At 68.3% G+C, this 15,273-nt stretch carries 14 protein-coding genes; 7 read left to right on the top strand and 7 right to left on the bottom strand.

Annotated elements, in window-relative coordinates; all coding sequences use genetic code 11:
• Positions 1 to 29: 29 nt before the first annotated feature.
• Positions 30 to 1,268: a flavin-dependent oxidoreductase gene (locus tag EJO66_RS13670; protein ID WP_124958375.1), complete on the bottom strand. Its 1,239-nt coding sequence runs from the start codon at positions 1,266 to 1,268 to the stop codon at positions 30 to 32.
• 103 nt (positions 1,269 to 1,371) lie between these two features.
• On the opposite strand from EJO66_RS13670, the gene EJO66_RS13675 reads away from it, so the two are divergent.
• The gene (locus EJO66_RS13675; RefSeq protein WP_124958376.1) at positions 1,372 to 2,280 is read left to right on the top strand and encodes a LysR family transcriptional regulator; all 909 of its coding nucleotides are present in this window, start codon (positions 1,372 to 1,374) and stop codon (positions 2,278 to 2,280) included.
• A gap of 8 nt (positions 2,281 to 2,288) precedes the next feature.
• Here EJO66_RS13675 and EJO66_RS13680 read toward each other — a convergent pair whose 3' ends face one another.
• Positions 2,289 to 3,092 carry an exodeoxyribonuclease III gene (locus tag EJO66_RS13680; RefSeq protein WP_124958377.1) on the bottom strand — a complete coding sequence of 268 codons (804 nt, stop codon included), beginning with the start codon at positions 3,090 to 3,092 and terminating at the stop codon, positions 2,289 to 2,291.
• A gap of 12 nt (positions 3,093 to 3,104) precedes the next feature.
• Here EJO66_RS13680 and pyrE point away from each other — a divergent pair, with 12 nt between their 5' ends.
• Positions 3,105 to 3,788: an orotate phosphoribosyltransferase gene (gene pyrE, locus EJO66_RS13685; protein WP_124958378.1), complete on the top strand. Its 684-nt coding sequence runs from the start codon at positions 3,105 to 3,107 to the stop codon at positions 3,786 to 3,788.
• A gap of 16 nt (positions 3,789 to 3,804) precedes the next feature.
• Complete coding sequence (locus EJO66_RS13690; protein WP_399281407.1) at positions 3,805 to 4,482, top strand: DUF4124 domain-containing protein; 678 nt, start codon at positions 3,805 to 3,807, stop codon at positions 4,480 to 4,482.
• A 3-nt stretch (positions 4,483 to 4,485) separates the two neighbouring features.
• Here EJO66_RS13690 and gatB read toward each other — a convergent pair whose 3' ends face one another.
• The 3 genes from gatB to gatC are packed head-to-tail and all read right to left on the bottom strand — an operon-like array spanning position 4,486 to position 7,767.
• Positions 4,486 to 5,976, bottom strand: coding sequence for an Asp-tRNA(Asn)/Glu-tRNA(Gln) amidotransferase subunit GatB (gatB, locus tag EJO66_RS13695; RefSeq protein WP_124958380.1), 1,491 nt, complete (start codon positions 5,974 to 5,976; stop codon positions 4,486 to 4,488).
• Position 5,977: 1 nt separating this feature from the next.
• Positions 5,978 to 7,468: an Asp-tRNA(Asn)/Glu-tRNA(Gln) amidotransferase subunit GatA gene (gene gatA, locus EJO66_RS13700; protein ID WP_124958647.1), complete on the bottom strand. Its 1,491-nt coding sequence runs from the start codon at positions 7,466 to 7,468 to the stop codon at positions 5,978 to 5,980.
• Positions 7,468 to 7,767 (bottom strand): Asp-tRNA(Asn)/Glu-tRNA(Gln) amidotransferase subunit GatC, encoded by a 300-nt coding sequence (gene gatC, locus EJO66_RS13705; protein WP_124958381.1) that lies wholly within the window; start codon positions 7,765 to 7,767, stop codon positions 7,468 to 7,470. The genes gatA and gatC overlap by 1 nt, the downstream gene beginning before the upstream one ends.
• Before the next feature lie 215 nt (positions 7,768 to 7,982).
• Between gatC and EJO66_RS13710 the strand changes: the two genes are divergently transcribed.
• The 4 genes from EJO66_RS13710 (at position 7,983) to mrdA (ending at position 12,631) form a co-directional block, all read left to right on the top strand.
• Positions 7,983 to 9,026, top strand: coding sequence for a rod shape-determining protein (locus tag EJO66_RS13710; protein ID WP_007833435.1), 1,044 nt, complete (start codon positions 7,983 to 7,985; stop codon positions 9,024 to 9,026).
• Between the two features lie 85 nt (positions 9,027 to 9,111).
• On the top strand, positions 9,112 to 10,080 hold the full coding sequence (gene mreC / locus EJO66_RS13715; RefSeq protein ID WP_124958382.1) for a rod shape-determining protein MreC: 969 nt from the start codon (positions 9,112 to 9,114) through the stop codon (positions 10,078 to 10,080).
• On the top strand, positions 10,077 to 10,598 hold the full coding sequence (gene mreD / locus EJO66_RS13720; RefSeq protein WP_124958383.1) for a rod shape-determining protein MreD: 522 nt from the start codon (positions 10,077 to 10,079) through the stop codon (positions 10,596 to 10,598). Before mreC ends, mreD begins: the two co-directional genes overlap by 4 nt.
• A 65-nt stretch (positions 10,599 to 10,663) precedes the next feature.
• The gene (mrdA, locus tag EJO66_RS13725; protein WP_124958384.1) at positions 10,664 to 12,631 is read left to right on the top strand and encodes a penicillin-binding protein 2; all 1,968 of its coding nucleotides are present in this window, start codon (positions 10,664 to 10,666) and stop codon (positions 12,629 to 12,631) included.
• A 10-nt stretch (positions 12,632 to 12,641) separates the two neighbouring features.
• Here the strand turns inward: mrdA and fahA are convergent, their stop codons facing one another.
• Both fahA and hmgA read right to left on the bottom strand, forming a co-directional pair.
• Entirely contained in the window at positions 12,642 to 13,913 is a 1,272-nt protein-coding gene (fahA, locus tag EJO66_RS13730) for a fumarylacetoacetase (RefSeq protein WP_124958385.1), read from the bottom strand.
• Between the two features lie 28 nt (positions 13,914 to 13,941).
• Positions 13,942 to 15,252 carry a homogentisate 1,2-dioxygenase gene (gene hmgA / locus EJO66_RS13735; RefSeq protein ID WP_124958386.1) on the bottom strand — a complete coding sequence of 437 codons (1,311 nt, stop codon included), beginning with the start codon at positions 15,250 to 15,252 and terminating at the stop codon, positions 13,942 to 13,944.
• Positions 15,253 to 15,273 lie beyond the last annotated feature (21 nt).

Genomic DNA, 15,273 nt, shown 5'->3' on the forward strand with positions numbered 1-15,273 from the left:
TCGGTAGTTCTTATGAGGGCTGCGCGGGTTCAGAGGAAGGAAGGCCGTGCCTTCAGCGCGACCGGGTCGTAGCCGGCCACGCGCTTGTAGTTGTCCGAGATGGCCTGCAGCTCGGAGGTGGGCACCACGTCCTCGATCCTGTCGAAGCGCTTGCCGCCCGAACGCTCGAACACCTCGCGCAGGATGGCGTCGGGCGGGTTGCTGCGGTTGGTCAGCACCACGTCGGTGGTGGCCTTCACGCGGATGCGGTCGTAGTCTTCGAGCGCCGCGGGGCCCACGCCCAGGTCCTTGAGCGCGCCGGCCAGGAAGCGCGCATCGATGATCGCCTGCCCCGCGCCGTTGGAGCCGCGCGGCACCATCGGGTGCGCGGCGTCGCCCAGCAGCGTGAGGCGCCCGTGCGTCCAGCGCGGCAGCGGGTCCTGGTCGACCATCGGGTACTCGAGGATGGTGTCCGACGCGCGGATCAGCGCCGGCACGTCGAGCCAGTCGAAGTGCCAGTCGGCGAATGCGGGGAGGAAGTCCTCGAGCCGGCCCGCGCGGCTCCAGTCGCGCAGCACGGGCTGCGGGGCGTGGATCTCGGCGACCCAGTTCACGAGCTGGTTGCCCTCGGCGTCGATGTCGTTGCGGATCGGGTAGATCACCATCTTGCCGACCGCGAGCCAGCCCGCACGCACCATGCTCGCGCCCGAGAGAAAGGGCCTCCAGCGCGCGGTGCCGCGCCACATGTTCACGCCCGAGTAGCGCGGCGCGCCTTCGTCGGGATAGAACTGCTTGCGCAGCGCCGAGTGGATGCCGTCGCAGCCGACCGCGACCGCGCCGCGCACCGAAGGCGCGTCGGCAAAGTGCACGGTCACGCCTTCGGCATCCTGCGTGGCGCCGATGCAGCGGCGATTGCACACCACGCTGTCGGGGCCCAGGCGCTCGAGCGTCTCCTCGTACAGCACCGTCTGCAGGTCGCCGCGGTGGATGGAGAACTGCGGCCAGTCGTAACCCGCGTGCTGGCCGGCCGCCTCGCGGAAGATCAGCTGGCCATGCTCGGTGAAGAACACCGACTCCTGCGTGCGCACGCCGACCTTGTCGAGCGCGGGCAGCAGGCCCAATTCGGTGAGCTCGCGCACCGCGTGCGGCAGCAGGTTGATGCCCACGCCCAGTGGCTTCAGCTCGGGCACGGCCTCGTACACGCGGCAGGGGATGCCGGCCTGGTGCAGGCTCAGCGCCAGGGTCAGGCCGCCGATGCCGGCGCCCAGGATGATGACTTCGTTGCTCATGGTGATTCGCGCATTGCGCTCGGTGCTTGTCTCGGCCCGCATTAGGAACGCAGACAAACCATTTGGGAAATTTAGATGTGATATGGATTTATCATGAATCCTTATGAACCTCTCGACCCGCCAGATGCGCGCTTTCCTGCAGGTGGCGCGGCTGGGCAACTTCACGCGCGCGGCCGAGCAGGCACACATCACGCAGGCGGGGCTGAGCATCCTCGTGCGCGAGATGGAAAAGCAGCTGGGCTGCCGCCTGTTCGACCGCACCACGCGCGTGGTGAGCCTCACGCCCGAAGGCCGGCGGCTGCTGCCGGTGGTGGAGCGGCTGGTGACCGACCTGGACGACGTGGCCGCCGAGTTGGGCGCAGCGGGCGATGCATCGCGCCGCACGCTGCGCATCGCGGCCACGCCGCTGGTGTCGTCGCACCTGCTGCCGCAGGTGTTCACTACCTTCCGCCAGGCGCACCCGCAAGTGAGCCTGCGCCTGTTCGATGCCGACCTGCGCGATGTCGAAGCAATGGTGACGGCCGGCGATGCCGACATGGGGCTGGGCTTTTTCTTCAAGGCGGCGGCGGGGCTGGAGCGTACGCCCGTCGGGCGCTTTCACCTGATGCGCGTGGAGCCCTCGGGCGATGAAGCCGACGGGCCTGCGGCCGTCGGCACCGCACCATGGTCCGCGCTGCGCAGCGCCGAACTCATCGGCCTGCCCGCGGGCAACCCGATCCAGAAGGTGATCGACCAGCACCTGGCCACCATTGGCCGTGCCGATGCGCAGCGGCCTGCCTTCAATTTCTTCGGTACCTTGATTTCGATGGTCGAGGCCGGCTTCGGCTCCGCGGTGATGCCGACCTTCGCGCTTGCGGCCTGCCGGCGGCACCGCGTGCGCACCGACGTGCTGGTCAAGCCGAAGGTGGGACTGGACTTCTACCGCATCGCCAAGCGCGGCGCGCACGAGACCGAAGCGATACAGGCCTTCGTCGCGACGCTGGAGAAGGCACTGCCCGCGCTGTCAGGCTGACAGGCCGATCAGAGCGTGAAGTCGTAGTCCACCGTGATCGGCGCGTGGTCGCTGAACTTGATGGTCTTGTAGATCTGCTCGCTGCGCGCGAGCGCGCCCAGGGCCGGCGTGGCCAGGTGGTAGTCCAGCCGCCACCCCACGTTGTTCGCGTAGGCCTGGCCGCGGTTGCTCCACCAGGTGTAGGCCTCGGCCGTGGTGTCGGGCTTGAGCAGGCGGTAGACGTCCACCAGGCCCGCGCCGTCGGCGCCGGCGTCCAGCAGCCGCGTCATCCAGGCGCGCTCCTCGGGCAGAAAGCCGCTGTTCTTCTGGTTGCCGCGCCAGTTCTTGAGGTCGATTTCCTTGTGGGCGATGTTGATGTCGCCGCAGAGGATGAATTCGCGCTCCTTCTTGAGCGCGGTGAGGTGCGGAAAGAAGCCCTTCAGGAAGCGGAACTTGGCTTCCTGCCGCTCCTCGCCCGAACTGCCGCTCGGGAAGTAGCAGCTGATGACCGAGAGCTTGCGCTTGGGCGTGTCGAAGCGCAGTTCGAGGTAGCGGCCCTCGGCGTCGAATTCGGCGTCGCCCCAGCCCACCACCACGGCGCTTGGCGCATGCCTGGTGTAGATCGCGGTGCCGGCGTAGCCTTTTTTCTCGGCGAAATGGAAGTGGCCCTTGAGGCCGGCCATTTCCTCGAAGCGGCCCTCGATGTCGCTCGCCTGCACCCGGATCTCCTGCATGCAAATACAATCCGGCGCAAGTTCGGCCACCCAGTCCGCCACCCCTTTCGTGGCGGCCGAACGCAGGCCATTGAGATTGAGGCTGGTCAGTTTGAACACAAGGAATTTCCGATGGCTGTAGATGGTGTGCAAGGCAGCGCGGTGGCGCAGGATTTCGTCCAGTTCGCACTCGACGCAGGGGTGCTGCGCTTTGGCGAGTTCAAGACCAAGGCCGGGCGGATGAGTCCCTATTTCTTCAATTCGGGGCTCTTCGACGACGGCGCCAAGATCGCGCGGCTCGCCGGATTCTATGCAGACCGGCTGATCGAGAGCGGCGTCGAATTCGACATGATCTTCGGCCCCGCCTACAAGGGCATTCCGCTGGGCGCCACGGTGGCGGCCGAACTGGCCCGGCGCGGGCGCAACCATCCCTTTGCCTACAACCGCAAGGAAGCCAAGGCGCATGGAGAAGGCGGCAACCTGGTGGGCGCGCCGCTCAAGGGCCGCGTGCTGATCGTCGACGACGTGATGTCGGCCGGCACCGCGGTGCGCGAATCCATTGCCGCCATCGAAGCCGCGGGCGCCACGCCGCACGCCGTGGCCATTGCGCTCGACCGGCAGGAAAAAGCCACCGAGAACGGCGTCGACGTGGACCACAGCGCGGTGCAGTACGTGCGCAACCAGCTGGGCCTGCAGGTAGTGGCCATTGCCACGCTCGACGACCTGCTGAACTACCTGTCTGGAAGTGCCGCCGCCGACCTGGGCGTGCATCGCGAGCGGGTGCTCGCCTACCGGGCGCGCTACGGCGCCAGCTGAGATCGACGCCGTGCCCATGCGCAAGCTCGACCCGGCGGCCCGGCCGTTCGCAGCCCCCTGGGTGCTGCTGCTGATGGCACTGTGGGCCGGTGCGGCCCCGGCGCAGCCCGCACCGGCGCCGGCCGCGGGCATCTATTCATGCACCGATGCGCGCGGCCGCACGCTCACGGCCGACCGCCCGATTGCCGAATGCATCGACCGGGAGCAGCGCGAACTGAACCCGAGCGGCACCACGCGCCGCCGGATCGAACCGACGTACACGGCCCGCGAACTGGCCGAGCGCGAAGACCGCGCGCGCGAGGCCGCCTTGCAGGCCGCGCGCCTGACCGACGAACGCCGCCGCGAGCGCGCATTGCTGGTGCGCTATCCCAATGCCGAGGTGCACGACCGCGAGCGCGCCGAGGCGCTGGTGCAGATCGACGCGGTGATCCAGGCTGCGAAGAAGCGCCTGGTCGAACTCGCCGAAGACCGCCACAAGATCGACGAGGAGCTCGAGTTCTACAAGCACGACGTGAGCAAGGCGCCCGGCGCCGTGCGCCGCAAGCTCGAGGACAACGCGCAGAGCGTGGCGGTGCAGAACCGCTTCATCGGCGAGCAGGAAGACGAGAAGAAGCGCGTCAACGCGCGCTTCGACGAGGAGCGCACGCGCTTGAAGCAGCTCTGGTCCCCCCGGAACGGGGGCGTCAACCGCTGAAGCTCAGCCCAGCTTTGCCTTGAGCAGCTCGGTCACCTGCGCCGGGTTCGCCTTGCCGCCGCTGGCCTTCATCACCTGGCCCACGAGGCCGTTGAGCGCCTTTTCCTTGCCGCCGCGGTATTCCTCGACGTTCTTCGCGTTCCTTGCGATCACCTCGTCCAGGATCCTGTCGAGCGCGCCGGTGTCGCTCATGGGCTTCAGGTCCTTGGCCTCGATGATCGCGTCGACATCGCTGCCTTCGCCGGTCCAGAGCGCGTCGAACACCTGGCGTGCAGCGTTGTTGGGCAGCGTGCCGTCGGCAATGCGCCCGACCAGCTGCGCCAGCTGCCGCGCCGTGACCGGCGCGGCCTCGATGCCGATCTCCTGCGCGTTCAGGCGGCGCGCCATTTCGCCGGTGATCCAGTTGCTCGCGAGCTTGGGCGTCGCGCCGGCCTTCACCGCGTCATCGAAATAGCGCGCGAGCGCCGGGCTCTGCGTGAGCTGCGCCGCGTCGTATTCGGACATGCCGTGGTCGCGCACGTAGCGTTCGGCCATGGCGCGCGGCAGCTCGGGCATGGTGGCGCGCACGCGCTCGATCCACTCGGGCTCGATGGCAAGCGGCGGCAGGTCCGGGTCGGGGAAGTAGCGGTAGTCGGCCGCGTCTTCCTTGGTGCGCATGGTGCGCGTCTCGCCGGTGTCGGGGTCGAACAGCACGGTGGCCTGCTCGATCTTGCGGCCGTCCTCCAGTTCGTTGATCTGCGAGTTGATCTCGTAGTCGATCGCCTGCTGCATGAACTTGAAGCTGTTCAGGTTCTTGATCTCGCGCCGCGTGCCGAGCTTCTCGCCGGGCTTGCGCACCGACACGTTGGCATCGCAGCGGAAGCTCCCTTCCTGCATGTTGCCGTCGCAGATGCCGATCCAGGTGACGATCTTGTGCAGCTCGCGCGCATAGGCCACGGCCTCGGCGGTGGAGCGCATGTCGGGCTCGGTCACGATCTCCAGCAGCGGCGTGCCGGCGCGGTTCAGGTCGATGCCGCTCTGGCCGATGAAGTTCTCGTGCAGCGACTTGCCCGCGTCTTCCTCGAGGTGGGCGCGCACCAGGCGCACGGTCTTCTTTTCTTCGCCGAGGAAGAACGAGACCGCGCCGCCCTGCACCACCGGGATCTCGTACTGGCTGATCTGGTAGCCCTTGGGCAGGTCGGGATAGAAGTAGTTCTTGCGCGCGAACACGCTGCGCGGCGCGATGTGCGAGCCGAGCGCGAGGCCCAGCTTGATGGCGCGTTCGACCGCGCCCTTGTTCATCACGGGCAGCGTGCCGGGCAGCGCCAGGTCGACCGCGCAGGCCTGCGTGTTGGGCTCGGCGCCAAAGGCGGTGGAGGCGCGGCTGAAGATCTTGCTCGCGGTCGACAGTTGCGCGTGCGTCTCGAAGCCGATGATGACTTCATAGCCGCGCACCAGCGGGCCGGTCGGGCGGCCTTCTTGCTGTGCTTCGAAAGTGTTCACGGGTTCGCTCATTTCAAAAGCCCTCCGGCGTGCGCATGTGCCAGTCGGTGGCTTGCTGGAAGCGGTGGGCTGCGTTCAGCAGCTTCGCTTCGCCGAAGTAGTTGCCGATCAGCTGCAAGCCGACGGGCATGCCGTTTTCGTCGAAGCCCGCGGGCACGCTCATGCCGGGCAGGCCGGCCAGCGAGGCGGGCAGCGTGAAGATGTCGGCCAGGTAGTCGGCCACCGGGTCGCCGCCGTGCTCGCCGATCTTCCAGGCGGTGGTCGGCGCGGCCGGGCCGGCGATCACGTCGCACTGCCTGAAGGCCTGCTGGAAGTCGTCGGCGATCATGCGGCGCACCTTCTGCGCCTGCAGGTAGTAGGCGTCGTAGTAGCCGTGCGAGAGCACGTAGGTGCCGATCATGATGCGGCGCTTGACCTCGTCGCCGAAGCCTTCGGCGCGCGTGCGCTCGTACATGTCGGCCAGGTCCTTGTACTGCTTGGCGCGGTGGCCGAACTTGACGCCGTCGAAGCGGCTCAGGTTGCTCGAGGCCTCGGCCGCGGCCAGGATGTAGTACACGGGAATCGAGAGTTCGGTGAGCGGCAGCGACACCTCGACGCGCCTGGCGCCGAGCTTCTCGTACTGCGACAGCGCGGCATCGATGGCCGCGCGCACGCCGGGCGCCACACCTTCGCCGAAGAACTCCCTCGGCACGCCGATGCGCAGGCCTTCGAGCGAATCGCCGAGCGAGCGGCCGAAGTCTTCGGCGGGCTTGTCGATCGAGGTCGAGTCGCGGTCCAGGTCGGGGCCGCAGAAGGCCGACAGCAGCAGCGCGCAGTCCTCGGCCGAACGGGCCATCGGGCCGGCCTGGTCCAGGCTCGATGCGAAGGCCACCATGCCGTAGCGCGAGGCGCGGCCGTAGGTCGGCTTGATGCCCGTGATGCCGCAGAACGATGCCGGCTGGCGGATCGAGCCGCCGGTGTCGGTGCCGGTGGCCGCGGGCGCCAGGCGCGCCGCCACGGCCGCCGCGCTGGCGCCCGAGGAGCCGCCCGGAATGCGCTCGCGGTTCCAGGGGTTGCGCACCGGCACGGCCTTGTCGTGGCCCACGGCGGGCACGGCGACGTTCTCGTTGGCCGAACCCATCGCGAATTCGTCGCAGCTGAGCTTGCCCAGCGTGACCGCGCCGGCCTCGGCCAGGCGGCGCACCACGGTCGCGTCGAAGGGCGAGCGGTAGCCCGCGAGCATCTTCGAGCCGGCGGTGGTGGCGAAATCGGTGGTGACGAAGATGTCCTTGTGCGCGATCGGCACGCCGGCCAATGCAGGGGCATCGCCCTTGGCGATGAGCGCGTCGGCCGTGCGGGCCTGGGCCAGCGTGACTTCCTCGTTCACGTCGAGGAAGGTGCCGAGCGATTCGTGGGCCTTCATGCGGCCCAGGAAGGCCTGCGAGGCCTCGACCGCCGAAACCTTGCGCTCGGCCAGGGCCCTGGCCAGGGCGACCACGCCCATCTGGTGCAGTTCGCCGTTCATCATTCAATCACCCTGGGCACGAGGAACAGGCCGGCTTCGACGGCCGGGGCGCTCTTCTGGTTGGCTTCGCGGTTGTCGGGCTCGCTCGCCACGTCGTCGCGCAGGCGCAGCGTGATGTCCTCGACGGCCGCCACCGGATGGGCCAGCGGCTCCACCCCCGCGGTGTCGACCGAACGCATGCGTTCGACCAGGTCAAAAAAGCCGTTGATCTGGCTGAGCATGCGCTCGCTTTCGTCGGAAGCAAGCTGCAGCCGCGCCAGGGAGGCAATGCGTGCAATATCTGAAGCGGAAAGTGACATGGGTCGGACCGGTCGAAAAAACCGGAAGTAATCGCACGCCGGAGAGGGTGCTAACACGGGATTCAGAGGGGATTCGGGTATTATCCCGCCTTTGCCGCAACCCCCGCGAACGCGCCGGCTTTTGCGCCAAAAACGATCAATTCACCCCGTCATACGACCCAAAAAACAGAGCGACGACCTGCCGACGCGCAGGCGTGCTCCAGAGGATTCCGCACATGTTTGGAGCTTTCCGTCGGTACTTTTCCACCGACCTGGCGATCGACCTCGGCACCGCCAACACCCTGATATTCGCCCGCAACAAGGGCATCGTGCTGGACGAACCCTCGGTCGTTGCCATCCGCCATGAAGGCGGCCCCCACGGCAAGAAGGTGATCCAGGCCGTCGGCCGCGAGGCCAAGGCCATGCTGGGCAAGGTGCCCGGCAACATCGAGGCCATCCGCCCGATGAAGGACGGCGTGATTGCCGACTTCGTGATCACCGAGCAGATGATCAAGCAGTTCATCAAGATGGTGCACCCGCGCACGCTGCTCACGCCGAGCCCGCGCATCATCATCTGCGTGCCCTGCGGGTCCACCCAGGTCGAGCGCCGCGCCATCAAGGACGCGGCCGAGGCGGCAGGCGCCACCTCCGTCTACCTGATCGAGGAACCCATGGCCGCGGCCATCGGCGCCGGCCTGCCCGTCAGCGAGGCCTCGGGCTCGATGGTGGTCGACATCGGCGGCGGCACCACCGAGGTGGGCGTCATCAGCCTGGGCGGCATGGTCTACAAGGGCTCGGTGCGCGTGGGCGGCGACCGCTTCGACGAAGCCATCATCAACTACATCCGCCGCAACTACGGCATGCTGATCGGCGAGCCGACGGCCGAAGTCATCAAGAAGAACATCGGCTCGGCCTTCCCGGGCTCCGAGGTCAAGGAGATGGAGGTCAAGGGCCGCAACCTCTCCGAAGGCGTGCCGCGCAGCTTCACCATCAGCAGCAACGAAGTGCTGGAAGCCCTGACCGATCCGCTCAACAACATCGTCTCGGCCGTGAAGAACGCGCTGGAGCAGACGCCGCCCGAGCTGGGCGCCGACATCGCCGAGCGCGGCATGATGCTGACCGGTGGCGGCGCGCTGCTGCGCGACCTGGACCGCCTGCTGGCCGAGGAAACCGGCCTGCCGGTGCTGGTGGCCGAAGACCCGCTGACCTGCGTGGTGCGCGGCTGCGGCATTGCGCTGGAACGCATGGACCGCCTGGGCAGCATCTTCACGAGCGAGTAAAAGGCGCAAGCCATCATCGGCCGGCCTCTGCTTGCGCAGGCCGGCTTTTTTGCCATCTGACGTTGCACACAGCCAGGTCCGAACCATGCCCTTGGGCACGCTCGATCGCACAGCCCCACCCCTGTTCAACCAGGGGCAGTCGGCGCTCAGCAAGCTGATCTTCTTCGGCGCGCTCTCGCTGTTCCTGATGGTGGCCGATGCGCGCTTCCACCTGGTGCAGCCGCTGCGCGCGGCCGTCGGCGCGGTGCTCTATCCGGTGCAGTGGCTGGCGCTCAAGCCGGTGCAGCTGGTGGTTGGCGGCAGCCGCTATTTCGAAGACCTGCAGACGGCCCAGCGCAACGAGGACGAGGCGCACAAGGCGCTCATGCTGCAGGCCGAGCGCGCGAGCCAGGCCGACACGCTCGCGCAGGACAACGCGCGGCTGCGCGCGCTGCTCGAACTGCGCCAGACCACCCAGGCCCCGGGCCGCGCGGCCGAGGTGCTGTACGACGCGGCCGACCCCTACACGCGCAAGATCGTCATCGACCAGGGGCTCACGCAGGGCGTGGCCGCCGGCTCGCCCGTGATCGATGCGCACGGCGTGCTGGGACAGGTGACGCAGGTGCAGCCGTTCACGAGCGAGGTCACGCTGGTGATCGATCGCGATCTATCCATTCCCGTGCAGAACACCCGCACCGGCGTGCGCAGCGTGGCCTTCGGCGACGCGTCGGCGCATGGCGGCGGACTCGAGCTGCGCTTCATGGCCGCCAATGCCGACCTGCAGGAGGGCGACCTGCTGTCCACCAGCGGCGTCGACGGCGTCTATCCGCCTGGCCTGCCGGTGGCGAAGATCGAGCGCATCGAGCGCCGCGCCGATTCGGCCTTTGCCCGCATCTACTGCGTGCCGCTGGCCCATGTGACCGCCGCGCGCTACGTGCTGGTGCTCGCGCCTACCGGGGCGCCGTCGGCGCCGCCGCCCGCGCCGGCCGCCGCCGTGGTGCGCAAGAAGCCCGAGGCCAAGCCGGCCGGCAAGGCGGACAAGGCCGACAAGAAAGCCGTGGAGCGCGCCCGATGATCAAGCGTCCCGGACAACAGCAGCTCCTGCTGCCCGTGAGCCCGCTGTTCATGTGGGCGAGCCTGGTGGTGGCGCTGCTCATCAACATGATCCCGATCGGCCGCGCCGCGTGGATGCCCGACCTGCTCGCGCTGGCCATCGTGTTCTGGGGCGTGCACCAGCCGATGCGCGTGGGCATCGGCGCGGCCTTCGTCTTCGGGCTGTGCATGGACGTGCACCAGGCGTCCATGCTGGGCCAGCATGCGCTGTCCTACACCACGCTGGGCTTCTTCGCGATCACCATCCACCGGCGCCTGCTGTGGTACCCGGTGGCCTCGCAGGCGCTGCAGGTGCTGCCGCTCTTTGCGCTGTCGCAGCTCATCGAGGTGATCACGCGGATGGTCGGCGGCGGCGTGTTCCCGGGCTGGAGCGTGCTGATCTCGCCGGCCGTCGAGGCTGCGCTGTGGCCGCTGGCCACCGCCTTGCTGCTCGCGCCCCAGCTTCGCACGCCGGACCCCGACGAGAACCGGCCGCTATGAGCTCGCTCCCGAGGCCCGCATTTGCCATGGCAACGGCCCGCGCCTAAGCTCGCACCTTCGCCGCCATGACCGAAATCCGCAACGTCGCTGCCGATCTCGCGCGCTTCAAGCGCCGCGTGGTCGTGATCGGCCTCGTGGTGCTCTTCGCGTTCGGCCTGCTCGGCGCCCGCCTGTTCTACCTGCAGGTGGTGCGGCACGAAGACCTGGCGGAGCAGGCCGAGAGCAACCGCACGGCCATCGTGCCCGTGGTGCCCAACCGCGGCCTGATCCTCGACCGCAACGGCATCGTGCTGGCCTCCAACTATTCGGCCTACACGCTGGAGATCACGCCTTCGAAGGTGGGCGACGTCGAGGAGACCATCGAAAGCCTGACCCAGGTGCTCGAGGTTTCGCCGCGCGACCGCCGCCGCTTCAAGCGCCTGCGGGAGGATTCGCGCAGCTTCGACTCCATTCCGATCCGCACCCGCCTGAGCGACGAGGAAGTCGCGCGCTTCGCCGCGCAGCGCTACCGCTTCCCGGGCGTGGAGATCAAGGCCCGGCTGTTCCGCAACTACCCGCACGCCGAGCTGGCCTCGCATGTGCTCGGCTACATCGGCCGCATCAACCAGCGCGAGAAGACCGCGATGGAAGACTGGGCCGAGGAAGATCAGGCCAACTACAAGGGCACCGACTACATCGGCAAGCTCGGCATCGAGCAGAGCTACGAGAAGACGCTGCACGGCCAGACCGGCGTCGAGCAGATGGAAACCTCGGCCGGCGGCCGCGCGGTGCGCCGGCTCGCCAGCCACCCGGCCACGCCCGGCAACACCGTGATGCTGTCGCTCGACATCAAGCTGCAGAAGCTGGTGGAAGACATGTTCGGCGACCGCCGCGGCGCGCTGGTGGCCATCGACCCCAAGACCGGCGAGGTGCTGGCCTTCGTGAGCAAGCCCACCTTCGACCCCAACCTGTTCGTCGAAGGCATCGACACCGAGAGCTGGCAGGCGCTGACCGAATCGCTCGACAAGCCGCTCTTGAACCGCGCGCTGCGCGGCACCTACCCGCCCGGCTCCACCTACAAGCCCTTCATGGCGTTGGCGGCGCTGCAGACCGGCAAGCGCGGCCCGAACGTGGTGGTGAACGACCCCGGCTACTTCAACTTCGGCGGCCACCGCTTCGGCAGTCCCGAAGGCAACATCGGCGGCGTCGACATGCGCCGCTCGATCCAGCTGTCGAGCAACATCTACTACTACTCGCTGGCCAACGAAATGGGCGTGGACCTGATCCACGACTTCATGAAGCCGCTGGGCTTCGGCCAGATCACCGGCATCGACCTGGGCGGCGAGGTGCGCGGCGTGCTGCCGAGCACCGAATGGAAGCGCAACGCCTACAGGCGGCCCGAGCAGAAGAAGTGGTATGCGGGCGAGACCATTTCGCTGGGTATCGGGCAGGGCTACAACACCTTCACGATGCTGCAGCTCGCGCAGGCCACGGCCATCGTGGCCGACGGTGGCTTGAAGCGCAAGCCGCACCTCGTGCTGGCCACGCGCAACACCGTGAGCGGACAGGTGGTACCGCTGCCACAGCCGCCGGCCGAGAACCTGGGCTATACCGCGGCCAACATCGCGGTCATTCGCGAGGGCCTCACCAGCGTGGTCAGCAGCGGCACCGCGCGCGGCGTGTTCGCCGGTGCGGGCTACCAGGCGGCGGGCAAGACCGGCACCGCGCAGGCCGTGACGCAGGCGCAGAACACCAAGTACAACGCCAAGGCGCTCGAGGAGCACCAGCGCGACCACGCCCTGTTCATGGCCTTCGCTCCGGCCACCGACCCGAAGATCGCGCTGGCGGTGATCGTCGAGAACGCCGGCTGGGGCGCGGGCGCCGCGGCGCCCATTGCCCGCCGCGTGTTCGACTACTGGCTGATGGACCAGTATCCGAGCGAGGCCGACATGGCGGCCGTCAGGATCGGCAAGGCCACCGCCCCGATCGGCAAGCCGCGCGTGGCGAGCGAAGTGGCGTGGCCCGCGGCGGCCTCTGCCGCAACCGCACCCTGAGTCTCCAACTTCAGGCCACCACCGTGCCGCTGACCTCGCCCAGGCCGATGCGCACCGAGCCCGCGCGCTCGCAATAGCCGCGGATCACCAGCGTGTCGCCGTCCTCGAGGAAGGTGCGCTTCTCGCCATTGGGCAGCGTGATCGGCTGCTTGCCGCCCTGCGTGAGCTCGATCAGCGAGCCGGCCTCGTCGGGCTTGGGCCCCGACAGCGTGCCCGAACCCAGCAGGTCGCCGGGCTGCAGGTTGCAGCCGTTCACCGTGTGGTGCGCGACCAGCTGCGCGGCGGTCCAGTAGGCGGCCTCGGTGGTGTTGCCGCGCGTGAGGCGCGCGGGCGCCACGCCTTCGGCGCGCATCTTCGCGGTCTGCAGCAGCACTTCGAGCGTGATATCGAGCGCGCCGCTTTCGCGGTTCGAGGGCGCGTCGAGGTACGCGAGCGGCTGCGGATCTTCCGCGGGCCGCTCGAAGCGGGCGCGGAACGGCGCCAGCGCCTCCATCGTCACGATCCACGGCGACAGCGTGCTCGCGAAGTTCTTCGAGAGGAAGGGGCCCAGCGGCTGGTACTCCCAGGCCTGGATATCGCGCGCCGACCAGTCGTTGAGCAGCGCCACGCCGAACAGGTGGTCCTCGGCCTCGCCGAGGGCAATCGGTTCGCCGAGCGCATTGCCGCGGCCGACGAAGAAGCCCAGTTCCAGTTCGTAGTCGAGCCGCTTCGAGGGACCGAAGCTGGGCTCGGCTGCATCGGGCGCCTTGGTCTGCCCCTGCGGCCGCTTGAAGGCCTGTCCGCTCACGCCGATGGACGAGGCGCGGCCGTGGTAGCCGATCGGCACCCATTTGTAGTTGGGCATCAGCGGCTGGTCGGGACGGAACAGCTTGCCGATGGTGGTGGCATGGTGGATGCCGGTGTAGAAGTCGGTGTAGTCGCCGATGCGGCAGGGCACGGTCATTTCGGCCTTGGCCTGCGGCAGCAGCGCCTTGGACCATGCGGCCTGCCGGCCGCTGCCTTCGGCCAGGCCCGCGGAGATGGCCGCGCGCAGGGCTTGCCGCTCCTTCGCGCTCGCGCTCATCAGCGCATTCATGTCGTCGCTGTCGACAAGGCCGGCAGCCTTCAGGTCCAGCACCTGGTCGCCGATGGCCACGCCGATGCGCAAAGCCTCGCTGCTGCCTGCCGCGCGGAAGCGCCCGAAAGGCAGGTTCTGGATCGGGAAGTCGCAGCCGGCCTCGTTGGCCGAGGCGACCCAGCTGCGCAGCTTCGGGTCATGGGTGGCGTTCAGTGCGATGGTCATGGATGTCTTTCTGTATTTGAGTCGGCGGTCATGCCTTGAACTGGTCCGCCAGGCCCGCCCAGCAGTTGGCGTAGTCGGTGTCGAGCGCGGGGTTTTGCAGCGCGAAATTCGTCGGAATGAAGCGGTAGCGGCTCTCGAACATGAAGGCCAGCGTGTTGTCCAGCTTGTGCGGCTTCAGGTCGGCGTGCGTGGCCTTGTCGAAGGCTTCCTCGTCGGGGCCGTGCGGCACCATGCAGTTGTGCAGGCTCGCGCCGCCGGGCTTGAAGCCGCCCGGCTTGGCGTCGTATTCGCCGAGCACCAGGCCCATGAATTCGCTCATGAGGTTGCGGTGGAACCACGGCGGACGGAAGGTGTTTTCCATCACCATCCAGCGCGGCGGGAAGATCACGAAGTCGCAGTTCGCGGTGCCGGGTGTGTCGCTGGGCGAAGTCAGCACGGTGAAGATCGACGGGTCGGGATGGTCGAAGCTGATCGAGCCGATCACCATGAAGTTGGCCGTGTCGTACTTCACCGGTGCCAGGTTGCCGTGCCAGGCGACCACGTTGAAGGGCGACTGCTTGGCCGGCGCCTTCCAGAAGCGGCCGCCGAATTTCTTCACCAGCTCGTAGGCGCCGCCGTCTTCCTCGAAGGCCGCCACGGGGGCCTGGAAGTCGCGCGCGTTGGCCAGGCCGTTGGAGCCGATGGGGCCGAGTTCGGGCAGGCGGAAGTGCGCGCCGTAGTTCTCGCAGACGTAGCCGCGCGAGAGCCCGTCGGGCAACGCCACCTTGAAGGCCATGCCGCGCGGCAGCAGCGCGATCTCGCCGGGCTTGACGTCGAGCACGCCGAGCTCGGTCGTGATCACGAGGCGGCCCTGCTGCGGCACGATGAGCATCTCGCCGTCGGCGTTGACGAAGGCGCGGCGCTCCATCGAGCGGCCCGCCAGGTACATGAGCGAGCCGATGCCGACCTGCGATTCGGCATCGCCGTTGGCCGCGACGGTGTGCATGCCGTCGATGAAGTCCGCTTCGGCCGCGCCGTCGAGCGGCAGCGGATGCCAGCGCAGCGGCTCGGGCGGCAGCGCGATCTCGCGGTCGGCGCCGGTGGTCCAGTGCGCCTGCGCATGCGGCTGGTAGCGGCCCGAGACCACCGAAGGCTGGCGGCGATACAGCCAGGTGCGGCGGTTCTCGTGGCGCGGCGCGGTGAAGGCGGTGCCCGAGAGCAGCTCGGTGTAGAGGTCGAAGGGTGCGCGCTGCGGGTTGTTGCGGCCTTGGGGCAGGGCGCCGGCAACGGCTTCCGAAGCGTACTCGTTGCCGAAGCCGCTCTGGTAGCGCCGTTCGGTATGGGCGGTTGGATGGGTCATGGTGTTCTCTTTCGAAAATCA

The organism is Variovorax beijingensis (assembly GCF_003951285.1).
GTDB classification, from domain to species: domain Bacteria; phylum Pseudomonadota; class Gammaproteobacteria; order Burkholderiales; family Burkholderiaceae_C; genus Variovorax; species Variovorax beijingensis.